This window comes from Verrucomicrobiia bacterium (assembly GCA_035577545.1).
GTDB lineage: Bacteria > Verrucomicrobiota > Verrucomicrobiia > Palsa-1439 > Palsa-1439 > Palsa-1439.
This window is the reverse complement of sequence record DATLVI010000024.1, coordinates 37,668-52,798: the sequence shown is the minus strand read 5'-3', so window position 1 is coordinate 52,798 and position 15,131 is coordinate 37,668. Positions and strand designations below refer to the sequence as shown.

10 protein-coding genes are annotated in these 15,131 nt (G+C 59.3%); 6 read left to right on the top strand and 4 right to left on the bottom strand.

The features are described from left to right. Positions 1 to 2 precede the first annotated feature (2 nt). Complete coding sequence (locus VNL17_08045) at positions 3 to 1,094, top strand: glucose-6-phosphate dehydrogenase assembly protein OpcA (protein HXI84025.1); 1,092 nt, start codon at positions 3 to 5, stop codon at positions 1,092 to 1,094. Here the strand turns inward: VNL17_08045 and VNL17_08040 are convergent. Further along, the gene (locus tag VNL17_08040; GenBank protein ID HXI84024.1) at positions 1,091 to 5,164 is read right to left on the bottom strand and encodes an alkaline phosphatase family protein; all 4,074 of its coding nucleotides are present in this window, start codon (positions 5,162 to 5,164) and stop codon (positions 1,091 to 1,093) included. The two genes, VNL17_08045 and VNL17_08040, sit on opposite strands and share 4 nt — an antisense overlap. Before the next feature lie 177 nt (positions 5,165 to 5,341). Between VNL17_08040 and purD the strand changes: the two genes are divergently transcribed. The 5 genes from purD to VNL17_08015 all read left to right on the top strand — a co-directional run bounded on the left by purD (position 5,342) and on the right by VNL17_08015 (position 11,459). Further along, positions 5,342 to 6,613 carry a phosphoribosylamine--glycine ligase gene (gene purD, locus VNL17_08035; GenBank protein ID HXI84023.1) on the top strand — a complete coding sequence of 424 codons (1,272 nt, stop codon included), beginning with the start codon at positions 5,342 to 5,344 and terminating at the stop codon, positions 6,611 to 6,613. A gap of 45 nt (positions 6,614 to 6,658) precedes the next feature. Beyond that, on the top strand, positions 6,659 to 7,783 hold the full coding sequence (locus tag VNL17_08030) for a S41 family peptidase (GenBank protein HXI84022.1): 1,125 nt from the start codon (positions 6,659 to 6,661) through the stop codon (positions 7,781 to 7,783). 49 nt (positions 7,784 to 7,832) lie between these two features. Beyond that, the gene (gene rpiB / locus VNL17_08025; GenBank protein ID HXI84021.1) at positions 7,833 to 10,052 is read left to right on the top strand and encodes a ribose 5-phosphate isomerase B; all 2,220 of its coding nucleotides are present in this window, start codon (positions 7,833 to 7,835) and stop codon (positions 10,050 to 10,052) included. Positions 10,053 to 10,061: 9 nt separating this feature from the next. Continuing rightward, the gene (locus VNL17_08020; protein HXI84020.1) at positions 10,062 to 10,406 is read left to right on the top strand and encodes a VOC family protein; all 345 of its coding nucleotides are present in this window, start codon (positions 10,062 to 10,064) and stop codon (positions 10,404 to 10,406) included. Positions 10,407 to 10,502: 96 nt separating this feature from the next. Beyond that, complete coding sequence (locus tag VNL17_08015) at positions 10,503 to 11,459, top strand: ketose-bisphosphate aldolase (GenBank protein ID HXI84019.1); 957 nt, start codon at positions 10,503 to 10,505, stop codon at positions 11,457 to 11,459. 11 nt (positions 11,460 to 11,470) lie between these two features. Here VNL17_08015 and VNL17_08010 read toward each other — a convergent pair whose 3' ends face one another. The 3 genes from VNL17_08010 to deoC form a co-directional block, all read right to left on the bottom strand. After that, the gene (locus tag VNL17_08010) at positions 11,471 to 12,838 is read right to left on the bottom strand and encodes an ABC transporter permease (GenBank protein ID HXI84018.1); all 1,368 of its coding nucleotides are present in this window, start codon (positions 12,836 to 12,838) and stop codon (positions 11,471 to 11,473) included. Between the two features lie 22 nt (positions 12,839 to 12,860). After that, positions 12,861 to 14,183, bottom strand: coding sequence for an efflux RND transporter periplasmic adaptor subunit (locus VNL17_08005; protein ID HXI84017.1), 1,323 nt, complete (start codon positions 14,181 to 14,183; stop codon positions 12,861 to 12,863). 130 nt (positions 14,184 to 14,313) lie between these two features. After that, positions 14,314 to 14,997, bottom strand: a complete 684-nt coding sequence (gene deoC / locus VNL17_08000; GenBank protein HXI84016.1) for a deoxyribose-phosphate aldolase — start codon at positions 14,995 to 14,997, stop codon at positions 14,314 to 14,316. Between the last annotated feature and the right edge of the window lie 134 nt (positions 14,998 to 15,131).

The following is a 15,131-nucleotide window of genomic DNA, read 5'->3' as shown; positions in this document are numbered from 1 at the left end:
CCGTGCCCAATAGCGCTCAACTGGAAACCTTCACCGCCGGCGTTGAGACCGCCGTGGACGTGGCGCAGATCGAGCGCCAGCTCCACGAACTTTGGCAGCTTGCGGCGGAATCCGAGAAGGACCCGTCACAGCGCCAGATCACCCGCGCCTGCCTCTTCAACTTCATCGTGTTTTGCGAAACCGACGCGGAGTCGGCGCACGCCAATGACGTGATTAGCACGCTCACAAGCCTTCATCCGTGCCGGGCGATCGTGCTGGTGGCGCGTCCGGACGTCGCCTCGGCGGAACTGTCGGCCTCAATCTCCGCGCATTGTCACCTCGCCGGCACCGGGCGGAAGCAGGTCTGCTGCGAGCAGATTGCGATCCACGCCAGCGGCCCGGGTGTCGCGCATCTTGGCGCCGCAGTGTTGCCGCTACTGGAATCCGACCTGCCAACCGTTATCTGGTGGCAGGGCAATTTCCTGAAGAGAGTTGATCTGTTCCGTCGCCTCGTGGCCGTGGCCGACCGGGTGATTTGCGACACATCGACCTGGACAGACCCACAATCACATTTGGGCTCCCTGGCCCGGTGCATTACGGAGCATCCCCGCTGCAATTTTGTCGATCTGAGCTGGACCCGACTGGGCTTGTGGCGTCGGCTCGCGGCAGATTTCTTCGACGAGTCGGGTTGTCGAACGGAACTGGCGCAAATTCACGCCGTGGACATCGTCCATGGTCGCGGTCCCGGCGCGGGTCTGCGGGCGCTTCTCTACGGTTCCTGGATCGCCGCGCAGTTGAACTGGCCCGTGGCCGAGGCCCGGAAAAAGATTCGTCTCTCCGCGCGCGAAGACCGTGACGCGACCTCGGTGGGGATCCTCTCGATTGCCATCAAGACGGACGAAGCCACGTTTTCGATTCGCAAGAACTTCGGGGAGAGTACGGCCAGCGCGACAATTGATATGCCGAACGCCTGTGGTCTGCCGCGCAAACGCGCCTTCTGGCCGGCGGACGACACTTCGCTTCTGTCACAGGAACTCGATTTCGTCACGCGCCACACCGTCTATGAGAAGGCGCTGGCGATGGCCGCGGCCGTATTTGAGAACGCTCCGCGTTAAGGCAGCGAGATGTCGATCCGGTAAAACCGCGCCGGATCGACCGCGTTCGTATCGGTGACCGAAATCTGATTGCCGTTGGTAATCGGCCCAAGGTAACCCGGCAGAGGCAACCAGGCGTTCCCCACTAAATCCGTGCTGAACTGTGGTTTGTACGTGCGACCCGTAGCGAACGGATTGAAAAGCAGGTTCTCCTGTGACGCCTGATTGGTAACCGCGACCACCTGCAACTGGAACACCGAGGCCGGGTTCGTTGGATCCAGACCCGCCACATACTTGAAGAGGTTGTTCTGCCCTGTGCCATCGGCATCCACGCCGGGCGCGGCATTCGCGTTGTTGGTGCTCCCGAAATACTGGACCTGCCAGGACTGGAACGCTGTAAGTACATTGATATAATTCACCTGCGTATTGGTACTGCCCCCCCCGGGGCCACTGGCTACGAGCATCACCGTGTACGAACCGGCGGCATAGGTGTGTGCCACACTATTGGTTGTAGTATTTGTCGTGCTCGCATCGCCGAAATTCCAGAACCGGTTTGTGATCGTCCCTGTCGATGTGTCGCTGAAGGTCACCAACAACGGCTCCGTCCCACTGGTCGGGCTCCCGCTGAAACTGGCCACCGGCGGCAGTGCGCCGAGAAGATCGTTGTACACGGTCGCAAAACTGTCGGCGACGACGGCCTTGCCGACCGAACCCCCGTCGCTTGGAATGGTGGCGGTGCCAAACTGTGAAATCACGAAGCAGCCAACCGAGGTTGGCGGTGTACCGCTTCCCACGGGATTGTTCGCGTATTGTGTCTGCGCACCCTGATTGCTGCTGCTTGGATTCACGTAGACGATCACGTTCGTGCCGGCGGCTGAAGCCTGGACGATCACGCGGTATTGTGTCCCATAGCTGAGCGGCGTGGTGCCAAACGTGTACGGATTGCCGGATTGGCCGGTGACACGCGCGCCTAGCAGATATGTGCCGGTTCCCGTATCCTTGGCCGAGAGCCGGTAATTGGCGAACCCGGTGGCATTGTTGCTGGTATAAAGGGCCGCAAAGTATGACACGCTGCCGCTGTTCACCGCGTTGCTAACGGTCAAGGTCAGCCCGTAGTACACGGTTTCGTTGGTGAGCGTGAAGTTCTTGTAACCCGTCTGGCCGCTGGCGGTCAGCCCGCCGGCAAAGATTACTTTGCCATTATTTACCTGCAAGGCTGAACTCGATATGGTTCCGACCTGTGTCCAGCTATGCTGGCCAACGAGGTTGCCCGAGCTGAACGTGCTGAAGTCATCGTAAAACCCGAAGCTGCTAACGTTGAGACTGACCGCGCGCGTCGTGTTACCCGCGCCGCTGGTGGTGTTGGTGAACCCGATCGCGTCCGTATAATTGCCGGCCGTCAGGCTGTTGGCATTGGCATTAATCGTGGCGGTGATATTCGTGCTGGCGCTTGGCGCGAGAGTGCCGCTGGTTGCGGAAAGGGTCAGCCAGTTGGCGGAGTTATTCGCCGTCCAATTCATGGTCGCGCCGCCGATGTTGCTCACGGTATAAACCTGGCTCGCGGGGCTGAACGGGCCGCCCGGCGCGCCCGCGGAACTGAATCCCGAGGCAGGGCTGACGGAAAGTTGCGAAGACACATTGTTGACCGTCAGGCTGACGGGGCGGGTCGTGTTACCAGAGCCATTGGATGTGTTAAATGAGACCGTATCCGAATAGACGCCGCCGACCAAACTGTTGGCGTTCGCATTGATCGAGACGGTGATGTTGGTGCTGCCGCCGGCGGCCAAGGAGCCACTGGTCGCGGAAAGGGTCAGCCAGTTGGCGGTGTTGCTAACGGTCCAGGCCATGGCCACGCCGCCGGTATTGCTCAAAGTGTAGATCTGGCTGGTGGGACTGAAGGGACCGCCGACCGTGCCGCTTGAAGTCAATCCGGATGCCGGACTGACCGCGAGTTTCGCCCCGAAAACGAAGAGGTCGCTCAGGTCGATGGCATTGACGGCATCGCCCAGCAACGGTCCGACGTTGAAGATCTCCTGCATCGTCAGCAGCGTCGAGCTGTGCGTGTAATGGTTGGTGTTGGAATAACCGCCTCCCTTGGCCAGGGAAGAAAGTACAATCATGCCAATCGGACCGTCGCCACCCTCCCCTTCGTCCCACGTGACGAAGATAACGCCGTTATTGCTGTAGGCCTGGGAACTCACGATCGCGGCCACCGTGTTCGACAGCCAGGTGTCACCGGCCGTTATCAGTGCATTGCCGGTCAGGCATCCAGTATTGCCGTGCATGTCATCGCAGAGATTCGGGGTGATAAAGTTGTAGCGGGTGACGATGTTGCTTTGAAGATCGGTCGCCAGTTCTGTGTAAGGCCGAACATTGGCAATGCAGTAGGCCGAACCGGTGTTATTCGTGTTGGTGACATCATCGAAATACACCATGGGGTTGTGTTTCGGCGCGTACTGGTTAACGGACGTTAGCGGGCAGGTAGTGCCGCTGATGTCTTCCTGATAAGACGTCCAGGAGACACCGGCATTCTTGAGCAGTGTTACCAGATGATTGGTTGTGCTCTGGTGAAAGCTCGAGGGATCGCCATCCGCGAGAATGCCGAAATTCGTGCCCGCCTCCAGCCACAAGTAGTTCGGCAGGCTGGGATGGATACCGGGGGGGTTGTAGTATTGCAGAGTATACGAGGACTTCGGCAGCAGACCGTTGTTGATGTAAGGCGCCGCCGCATTGCCACTGATCGATGCCCAGTTCTGGTTTTCCTCTAAAATGATGAACACCGTCTGGACGCTCTGGGGCGTGAGCGGTGAAAGGGTGTTGAAGGTATAGAACGCGCCCTGGTTATCGTCGACTGTCGTGCCGCCCGTCGACGTGGAGGAAACGGAGAAATAGTAAAGTGTGCCGGGCTGCAGACCGGTGAGGTTGACGACGTGGTTGGTAGTACCGGCGGCGCCACTGGCCGGGTTGGTCACGGAGGATGGCGAAGTGCCATAAAGCACCTGGCTGTCAGACGACACATCGGTAGTCCACTGGATGGTGGCATTGGAGAGCGTAAGGCCAGTGGCCTGCACGTTGCTGATAATCGGTAGTGACGACACAACGCCGGTGCTGCTCACGCTCAACGTGATGAACTCGATCGGGGTCGGAAAAGTCGAACTTTGGTTCGCGGTCAATGATGCGATCTTATTGGAGATACCCAGCATATCCCAGCGCGTGAGTATATTAACGGTGACCGCCTGGTTCGAGGTCAGCCCGGTCGCGTTGAAAGCCGCCGCCGTGTTGGTTATCAGCCGGCAGCGCACCGTCGTGGCGACGGCCGGATTGGTGGGCGTAAACCAAAAGTACGGACTGATCGAGTCATTCAACAGGCCGGACTGGGCCAGGCCACCAAATTGACCGTAATTCGTATTCGGGCTCGTGAACGTGAATATGACGTTCGTATTGTCGGCCATGACCTGGGCGGTCACGTTTTGCGTAAACATCTGCTGCAGGGTGCTGGCGGAGTGTGTGGTGCCGTTCGCATCAAAGGCGATGGTGTTGTGGTAATCGTTGGCCAGGATAAAGGCGTTGGAACTGGCATTCCATACGTCCCGTTCCGTCATGGGGTGGATCTCGTATTTTCGCTCACTGGCGTGCTCGGTGTAGAAACGAAAAATCCCGCGCGCCTTGGCGTGAGTGTTGCCGGATGGCAGAAGACTTCCCGAGGCATTGATGATTTCAGGGACGATCGGTGACTCACCCTGGTTCCCGCCCGTCGCGCCAGTATTGGAGGAGTCCACCGCCATGTTGATGTGCTCATCGCCGTCTGACGACGTCGAGCCGCTGGGGGACATATACTCCCATGTGTTTGTAAACTGGGGGTACTGCGCGTTGGCCAATGAGGAAATCTGTACGCTATCAACCTCCCACCAGCCAGCCATCTGCGCGACCTGGGCACGTGTATTGGTAATGATCGTGGACGCCCGAGCGATTCCCGTCGAAATCACCAGCCCACCCAAAACGACAAAAAGCCACCTGTTCTTCAGTTTACCCTTTCCGCTGGAGAAACTCTCACCGCGATGTTTTTGGCGACCAAACTCGACGAGAGGCATTCAACTTTTACTTGCACAAATCATACCACTTTTTTGGTTACAAAACAATGTCAAAAACATTACAGATTTGTCCAAAACAAGGTGGCCGGCCTGCTCGACGCCCACGTGGGCGCTGGGCGCGGTTTCAAAGATTGACCGCCTCGGAAAGTTTCACCTACAGTGCCTCCCAACCTCGTAATGAGAATCCTGATTATTGGAAGCGGCGGACGTGAACACGCACTCGCGTGGAAAATCGCCCAAAGCCCGCGTGTCACCAGGCTCTTCTGCGCGCCCGGAAATGCGGGCATTGCCGAATTGGCCGACTGCGTACCCATTCCAGCAATGGAAATTGACAAGCTTGCGGAATTCGCTTCCACGCAGAAAATCGACCTGACCGTTGTCGGGTCCGAGGGGCCGCTCTGCGCCGGTATTGTTGACGTGTTCCACAGCCGTGGCCTGCGAGTATTCGGCCCGAACAAGCGCGCTGCCCAACTGGAGGGCAGCAAGGTTTTCAGCAAGGAGATCCTTCTCAAGTACAACATACCCACCGCCGCTGCTGCCATTTTCGATAATGCCGACGACGCCCGCGCTCACTTGCGCAAGGTCGGGGCCCCGCTGGTCGTGAAGGCCGACGGCCTGGCCGCCGGCAAAGGCGTGATCGTCGCGCAAACCGTCGCCGAAGCGGAGCAAGCCATCACCGAAATCATGGAGCGGAAAACTTTCGGCGAGGCGGGCGCACAAATCATCCTCGAGGAGTGCCTGCATGGTGAAGAACTTTCCGTCATGACGCTTGTCGACGGCCGATCGTTCCAAATGTTGGCGTCCGCCCAGGACCACAAGCGCGCGCTGGATGGAGACCGCGGCCTGAACACCGGCGGCATGGGGGCGTATTCACCCACACCGTTGCTGGACAACCAACTCCACGAGCAAGTTGCCGTGATTTTTGGGCAAACGTTGGCGGGGTTGCAGGCCGAAGGCATTGAGTACCACGGCGTGCTCTACGCGGGATTGATGATCACCGAGCGCGGGCCACAAGTGCTCGAATTCAACTGCCGTTTTGGTGATCCGGAAGCCCAGGTCGTGCTGCCGCGAATGGATTTCGACCTGCTGGACGCCGCCGAAGCTACGATCGACGGCAGGCTCGACCGCCTCCCGCTGGAGTGGAAGGAGGACGCGGCAGTCTGCGTGGTACTGGCCGCAGGCGGCTATCCCGGACCATACGAGCGCGACAAGCCGATTGCGGGGTTGAAAGATGCCGCCGAGTTGGATAAGGTTCATGTGTTTCACGGGGGCACACGGCGAAACGCCAGCAGCCGGATCGTCACGGATGGCGGACGGGTGCTCGGCGTCACCGCGCTCGGCGGGAGCATTGAGAGGGCGGCGAACCGCGCCTATGAAGCGGTTGAGCGAATTCACTTTGACGGCGTGCAGTTTCGCCGCGATATTGCCGCCCGTGCGATACGAACATAACACTGACGGTATGTGCCGTCGGAGCACAGCTTGATGTTGCGAGGTATGATGAAGACAATTGTCGTTACAATTACCGCGGGCCTGTTGTTGTTTGGGGCCGGTGCCACCTCACGGTGCCGTGCCGCCAACACCACCACCTCTTTGCAACCAACGGCGGAGGTGATCAGTGTTCTCAAATCAAATTACGTCGACCGCGACAAGCTCAATGAGAAGGTGCTGAACGAAGCGACGGTCACCGGCATCCTCGAGGCCGTTGGCCGCGGCGCGGTCATCGTGGAACCGGAATCATCCTCGACAAATGCGGCGACGGGCGCCATGGGGGTGAAGCCAACCCTGCCTCTCGCGCGCGCGGAAGTCATCGGCACCGATATCGGGTATATCCGTTTGGCAGACGTGGTCGGCGGAAGTCCCGCCGCGCTGGATGCGGAACTGAAGAAATTTGCCGACGCGAAAGTCACCGGCTTTGTGCTCGACCTCCGCTATGCCGACGGCACCAACTTCACCGCCGCCGCCGCGATCGCCAGTCGATTCCTGAACGACGGACAGGAGTTGTTTACACTGAAGAGTTCGGAGAAGGGCGCGCAAGTTTTCCGGGCCAACGCGGACACGAAACCGGTATCGACTGCGGGTCCGGACCTGACTTCGGCTCCACTGATGCTGCTGGTAAATGCCGAAACACGCGGCAGTGCCGAGGTTTTGGCCGGTGCATTGCGCACCGCGGATCGCGGAATTGTTATTGGTTCCAAGACCGCCGGCTCGGCGGCCGCGTGGCAGGAGGCGAAGTTGAGCGATGGGCGCACCTTGCGCATCGCCACGGCGAAAATCGTGCTGCCGCAGCCGCAGGATGCGACACAAATAATCGAATTGTTCCCCGACGGCCTCACGCCGGATGTTGCCGTGAAGATCGACACAAAAATGGAACGCGACATCGTGCTGAACGTGCAAACCAATGAAACCCTGACTGCGAGCCTGCAGCCTCGCGTGAAAAAGAAAGGTTTGACGGAGGCGCAGTTGGTGAAAGTATTCCACGGCCAGGCGGTCGATGCGGACCTGCTGTCGCCCGACAAGGAACATGAAGACGAAGACGAGATCCAAAACGTGCGTGACGTGGTATTGCAGCGCGCCGTTGACATTTTAAAGGGCATCCGCGTGCTGCAGACCTGGCAATGAGGCCGGTCACGGCAGTACACTCAGCCTGCCCGGTACGCAGAAATATTCAATGAAGAAGATCCTTTTCGTTTGCACAGGCAATGTTTGCCGCAGCCCCATGGCGGAGGGCTTGCTCCGGCACATGCTGCGGGGCCGCAACGACGTTCAGATCGCCTCGGCCGGTCTGGGCGCGCTCGAGGGCGTTGGTGCGACGGAGGCGGCCATCGAGGTGATGACGGAATTCGGGATCGACATTTCGTCGCATGTCAGCCAGGCGCTCGGTAGTGAACTTGTTCGTCAGGCCGATTTCATCCTGACGATGACCCGCCAACACTACGACGCGATTCTGGCCCTTTATCCCGCGGCGGCGGAGAAGACGTTTCTCGTCCGTGAATTCGAGGAATTGCGGGCTGACCAGAACAAGGACATTGCTGACCCGATCGGCCAATCCATCGAGGTGTATCGCCGTACTCGGGACCAGATCCGCGACGCGTTACCAAGCCTGATCGTCTTCATCAACCAGACGGCATCCACAACGGGCCAGGCGACCCGGGAGATCGCGGCCGCCACGAACGATGAAACTCGCGCGTTGCGCATCGCCCTGGCGGGTGATCACGGCGGGGTCGAGATCAAAGCCTCGTTGAAGGACTGGCTCGCACAACAGGGATATGTATTCGCTGATTTCGGCACCCATACAACCGACCCGGTGGATTATCCCGAGTACGCGTTTCTCGTTGCGCGCGAACTGCTCGCCGGCAATTTTGACCGCGGCGTTTTGATCTGCAAGAGCGGCATCGGCATGAGCATTGCCGCCAACCGGTTCCCCGGCGTGCGTGCCGCGATGGTCAGCAACGAACACTGGGCCCGCCTCAGCCGCGAGCATAACGATGCCAATGTCCTCGTGCTATCGGGGATCGATCTTGATGCCGAGCAGGCCCGGCACATCCTGGATGTCTGGTTGCACACCAGCTTTGATGGCGGCCGCCACGCGCGCCGCGTCGATGAAATGGACCATCCGCCCATCCTGAACACGAAGTCCACGCCTGCGAAGAAAACTTCCGCGCTCGCCGTGACCGACCCGGAGATTTTCAACGCCGTCCAGCGTGAGAAACAGCGGCAGCAGGAGAACATCGAGTTGATCGCCAGCGAAAACTTTGTCTCACCGGCCATCCTTGAAGCGGCGGGCACGGTGTTGACGAATAAATACGCGGAAGGCTACCCGGGCCGTCGGTATTACGGCGGCTGCGAATACGTGGACATCGCCGAGCAACTCGCCATTGATCGCGCCAAACAGCTTTTCGGGGCCGAACACGCCAATGTCCAGCCGCACTCAGGTTCCCAGGCGAACATGGCCGTGTATTTCGCCACGATCCAGCACGGGGATACCATTCTCACAATGGAACTCGCCCACGGCGGCCATCTCACGCACGGTTCACCCCGCAACTTCTCGGGCCGCTTCTATAAAGTCGTCCATTATGGTGTGCGCCAGGACAACGAGATGATCGACTACGATCAACTCGCGAAACTCGCGCAAGATTGTCGCCCGAAAATGATCACGGCCGGCGCCAGCGCCTATCCGCGCGTTATCGATTTCAAACGGATGCGCGAAATTGCCGATAGCGTCGGCGCGTTGCTGTTTGTTGACATGGCCCACATCGCGGGCCTGGTCGCGGCCGGGATTCATCCCAGTCCGGTGCCTTTCGCCGATTTCGTCACCACCACCACGCACAAAACCTTACGGGGGCCGCGCGCGGGCTTGATCCTCTGCAAGGCGAAATATGCCAAGGACATTGATGGCTGGGTCCTGCCCGGTATCCAGGGCGGTCCGCTCATGCACATCATCGCCGCCAAGGCCGTCTGCTTCCTCGAAGCGATGAAACCGGATTTCAAGGACTACCAGCGGCAGATCGTGAAGAACGCAAAGGCGCTCGCGACGGCTTTGGCAGGGTTGGGCTTCCGCATTGTCAGCGGCGGTACCGACAATCATTTGATGCTCGTGGATCTGCGTCCCAAGAAACTCACCGGCAAGATCGCGCAGGAATCACTCGATCGCGCCGGTATCACCACCAACAAGAACCTCATCCCCTACGACCCCGAAAAACCATTGGTCACCAGCGGCATCCGCCTCGGCACACCGGCCGTCACCACCCGTGGGATGAGGGAAACCGAGATGGAGCAGATCGCCGCGCTCATCACAGAAGTGTTGGAAAAACCCGACGATGCAACCGTACAGGCCAACGTAAAGGAAAAAGTCCGGGCCATAACCGCGAAGTTCCCCCTACCCTACTAAGGAATCCCCATGATTAAAGGTATTGCCACGATCGTATTCAAAGTCTCCGACATCGCCCGCTCCTGCGATTTCTTCGAGAAGAAACTCGGCCTGAAGATCGCCTATCGCGAAGACAACTGGGCGGAGGTCGATCTCAATGCGGTCCACCTCGGGCTGATGCCGTCCGAGCAGGCCGGCGGCGCGCGCAATCCGTTCCTGAGCCTGCTGGTCGATGACATCAATGCGACTGTGGCCACACTCAAGGAGCGCGGCGTGGAATTCAGCGGCGATATCAGGGACGAGCCCTTCGGCAAGCTCATCACCGTCAACGACCCCGATGGCAATCAGTTCGACCTGTTCGAAGCCGCCGAGTAACGCCGGAAATCAAGTTTGACGCGCTGACGTGTGTTCGCTACTGTCAAGTGGCGAGCGTGCCAGACGCACCCCGTTGTTTCATGAGGAGAATTTGAAATGATTGTTACCACCGCTCAACTGTTCAAGATCGCCTACGGCAAGTACGCCCTCGGCGCTTACAATATCAACAATTTGGAGCAGACCGTCGGCCTGTTCCAGGGCAATGTCCAGAGCAAGGCGCCTTTCATCATCCAGCTGAGCCGGGGCGCGCGCAAATACACGGACAAACGCTATCTTGAGGCAATGATCCGTGCCTCGCAGGAGGTCTTTCCCGACGCGATTTTCGCGGTCCATCTCGACCACGGCGACGAGCAGACCTGTTACGACTGCATCGCCTCCGGCTTCTACAGCTCGGTGATGATCGATGCCAGCCATGAACCGTTCGACAAGAACGTCGAGATCACCAAGCGCGTCGTGGACAAGGCGCACGCGCGCGGTTTGTCGGTCGAAGCCGAACTCGGCATGCTCGGCGGCGTCGAGGAGGACATCGTCGGCCACGTCTCCCTGACCGATCCCGACGAGGCGAAGATATTTGTCGAACAAACGAAATGCGATTCCCTGGCGGTGGCCATCGGCACCAGCCATGGCGCGTACAAGTTCAAGGCCGAACCCGGCAAGAAATTCGGCCTGCATTTTGATGTCATCGAGAAGATCCAGAAACTGCTCCCCGGCGTCCCGATGGTCATGCACGGCAGTTCCAGCGTACCGAAGGACGAAGTGGATCGCATCAACAAGGCGGGCGGCAAGATGGAAGAAACCAGCGGCGTGCCCGAGGGAGATTTCCTCCCGGCCGCCAAGCTCGGCGTCTGCAAGGTCAATATCGACACCGACGGTCGTCTCGTGTGGACCCGAGTGCATCGCGAATTCTTCCGCGATCATCCCGACAAATTCGACCTCCGCGATCCGGGCAAGATCTACATCGAAGAGTATGCCAGGATGATCGCCCACAAAAACCAGGCCCTCGGCTCCGCCGGCCAACTCGACGACGTGCGCGCGAAACTCGGCAAAAAGTAGGCGCACGCCGACTACTCGTACCGGAGCGCCTCAATCGGATCGAGGCGCGACGCTTTCCAAGCCGGGTAGAACCCGAATACGATCCCGACGGTCATCGATACCACGACCGCGGCAACGATCGCGGGCAATGAAGGCAGGGTCGGCCAGTGAAGGAACGCGGTCACGGCGACCGACACCCCGCGACCCAACAGAATCCCGGCGATGCCGCCGGCGACACAGAGCACCACCGCCTCGACCAGAAATTGCCGCAGGATGTCACGCGCCCTGCCCCCCACGGCCATGCGGATGCCGATCTCGCGCGTTCGCTCGGTCACCGATACGAGCATGATATTCATGATGCCGACGCCGCCCACCACCAACGAAATCAACGCCACGATCAACAGCAGATTGGTCATGACCCGGCTGGTGGACGCCAGCGCCTGGGAGATTTCAGTCAAATCACGAATGCGGAAGTCATCCGGCGCACCGGATTGGATTCGATGCCGGTCCCGCAGCAGGCTGGTGATCTGGCGCATGGCCACAGGAATGTCCTGCGCCGCCGTAGCCGATATCCAGACGTCGTCAAGATCAGAAAACCGCGTCATCTGCAGCGTGTCCGCCGCCTGGGTCGCGGACTGTTGCGGAAACAATTGCACCTGCTGGTTCGGATAAAGCTGGCTGAGCGTATTGACCGACGCGGATGCCGACGAGCCCGCTGCGGCTTGGGACGCCTGCCTCGAACCAGTCAGCCGGAATTTGATGGTGGTCCAGGGAGCCGCGATAAAATCGTCCTGATCTCTCCCCATCATATTCGCCCCTTTCCGGCTCAGGACGCCGACTACCTTCATCGCGACATTCTTGACGCGGATCACTTTGCCGAGCGGCGGTTCGTCGCCGAACAATTGGCGGACGATCGTTTGCCCGATGATGCAAACCGCAGCCGCGCTGCGGACGTCGTCATAAGTGAACGGCTCGCCTGCAGAAAGGTCCCACTTGCGAATCACCAGATAATCCGGGGTCGTACCTAGAACGTTATTCGGAAACCAGTTGCGATTGCCGTACACGATTTGCGCCCGGCAATCCACACTGGGCGCGACCCAGCGAACCGCACTGCAATCCTGAAGGATCGCTTCCGCGTCCGCCGGAGTGAGCGTCACTCGTCCTCCGCCTCCCGAACTTACTCCGCCGATCACGGCGTCGTTGGGGTCAACCTGGATGACATTGGCTCCCAGACTGGCAATAGTCTGTTCAATGGAATAGGAAGAACCCCGCCCGATCTCCATCATGGCGATGACGGCGGCAATGCCGATAATGATCCCCAAACAGGTCAGTACCGACCGCATGATGTTTCGGCGCAGCGCGCGTAGGGCCATTCGAAGGGTTCGGTAAGCATTCTTCACAACAGTTTCACCCCCCGTTCCCTCAACGCCTGCGAATTTGCGGGAGAAACGGATTCTGGACGCCCGCCTGCGCGATTTCCGTGGTCTCTCCGATGACTATTTCCTGTCCCTCTCGCAGGTTGTCGGAAATGATGGCCGTGGCAGCGCCATCCGAAACGCCAAGCTTCACATCAAGAGGCCGTACAACCTTGCCATCCTTCAACCAGACGACGCCAAACCGCTCTTTTGGGGTTTGACCCTTCTTGGAGTCGCTGGGATTGCTTCGCTCCGTCGCGTCAGCCGGCTTCGATGAGCGCGCCTCCGTCGCCACCTCGACCAATGAAGACGGGGACCATCGCAATGCGGCGTTGGGAACCAAAAGTGCATTGGACTCTTTTTGCACCACGAAATGAACGTTGGCGGTCAGGTAGGGCAGCAGAACATTCTCGGGATTCTCTGTATTGACCTCGACTGTGTACATCACGACGTTTTGCGTCATGGTCGCGTTGAGACGAACCTTGCCTACCGTCCCGCTGAATTCCTTTCCTGGGAACGCGTCGCAGGCGAACGTCACGGGAGCGCCCGGAGCGATGCGCCCGACATCGGCTTCGTTTACCGCAACCCAGATCTGCATCTTCGTCAGATCCCTCGCAAGCAAAAACAGGCTGGGCGCGTTGAGACTGGACACCACGGTTTGCCCGATGTTTACGCGACGGTCAATGATGACGCCCTTGACGGGTGACTTGATGGTGCAGAAATCCAGATTTCGTTGCGCTTTGCTGAGCAGCGCCTTGGCTTGCAACGTGGTCGCCCTGGCCTGCGCCACGGCCGCTTCCGCAACAGCAACGCTGGCCTTGGCGACTTCGTAGCTGGCCTTGGTTGAATCATAGGTTGAAAGCGGCAACAGTTGGGAATGGACAAGATCCTGCGTCCTTTTCCAATCGGCGTCGGCCTGGACGAGCTTGGCCTTCATCTGTTCGACATTGGCGGCCGCACTCACTTCGCCGGCTATGTCTTCTTCCAATTGCGCCTTGGCCACAGCAAGATCGGCGGCATAAACCGACTCGTCGATTTTTGCGAGAATGCCCCCTTCCTCAACAATCGACCCGTAATCGATTGTTTTGCCGTTTTTGTCCTGGCCGAAAGAAGTAACGAGACCCGCCACCTGCGCGCCGATGTCCACGACCTCCACAGGTTCAATCGTTCCCGTGGCGTTAATGGTAGCCACGATATCGGCGCGATTCACCAGTGCCGTGCGGAACAACCATTTGTGCTCGTTTCGCGCGCGCCACCGCCAGAAGCCGACTCCACCGGCCAAAGCCAGCAGGACGATTGCAACAACAGGTGCTTTAAGAAAACGTTGCATGAAATCACAGCCACGCCCCCCCCGTGCGGTCGCTCAACGTTGTCTGCGCGCACGGAAGCCAAGACGGCTCCAATGCTCGCAAAACCCGGATTACCGAAACATTACCGCTGCGTTGGACTGAAGCAAGCAATCAATAGCCCGTGCCTTCTTCGGTAACGGTTTCACCGGAAGCTTCCTTCATAATCTTCACGCTGTTTGATGTGCCGATGCGTGTCGCGCCGGCGGCAATCAGCTTGAGCACGTCGGCGAGTGAACGCACTCCGCCGGCGGCCTTCACGCCGAGACCCTTGTCGCGGACGATGCGGCTCATCAACGACACGTCTTCGACCGTCGCGCCGCCCGAACTGAAACCGGTGGAGGTCTTGACGAAATCGGCACGGGCCTTAACGGAAAGTTCGCACGCGCGCGTTTTCTCTTCATTGGTGAGAAACGACGTCTCCAGTATCACTTTGCTTTTCGCGCTGCCGTCGCGGCAGGCTTCAACCACGCCGCGAATGTCGCGAAGCACCAACTCGTCGTCGCCACCCTTGAGCGCGCCGATATTGATGACCATGTCGATTTCCTTGGCGCCCTGGCGGATGGCAGCCCGGGCTTCCATCGCTTTGGTCTCCGGCGGCTGCGCGCCGAGCGGGAATCCCACGACGCAGCAAACCTTGATGTTTGAGCCGGCGAAAAGCTCGCGCACCAGCGACACCCACGTCGGGTTGACGCACAGGGAGTAGAACTGGTACTGCCGCGACTCGCGGCACAGTTGTTCAATGTCAGCGCGCGTGGTGTCGGGACGCAACCCACTATGATCGATGAGTTGCGCAATTCGCGCCCGAGAAAGTTCCGGCTTGCGGGCGCCCGCAGCCGCGAGGAGTTCCTGCACACGGTTGGCGATGCGTTCGAGATCCCTGGTAGATGGGTTCACATTACTTACGCACCGTAGCAGGATCGTGACCGGGG

Coding starts and splice junctions, on each gene's coding strand:
- VNL17_08040 (HXI84024.1), bottom strand. CDS start 5,164: ATGCCTCTCGTCGAGTTTGGTCGCCAAAAACATCGCGGTGAGAGTTTC.
- purD (HXI84023.1), top strand. CDS start 5,342: ATGAGAATCCTGATTATTGGAAGCGGCGGACGTGAACACGCACTCGCG.
- VNL17_08030 (HXI84022.1), top strand. CDS start 6,659: ATGATGAAGACAATTGTCGTTACAATTACCGCGGGCCTGTTGTTGTTT.
- rpiB (HXI84021.1), top strand. CDS start 7,833: ATGAAGAAGATCCTTTTCGTTTGCACAGGCAATGTTTGCCGCAGCCCC.
- VNL17_08020 (HXI84020.1), top strand. CDS start 10,062: ATGATTAAAGGTATTGCCACGATCGTATTCAAAGTCTCCGACATCGCC.
- VNL17_08015 (HXI84019.1), top strand. CDS start 10,503: ATGATTGTTACCACCGCTCAACTGTTCAAGATCGCCTACGGCAAGTAC.
- VNL17_08005 (HXI84017.1), bottom strand. CDS start 14,183: ATGCAACGTTTTCTTAAAGCACCTGTTGTTGCAATCGTCCTGCTGGCT.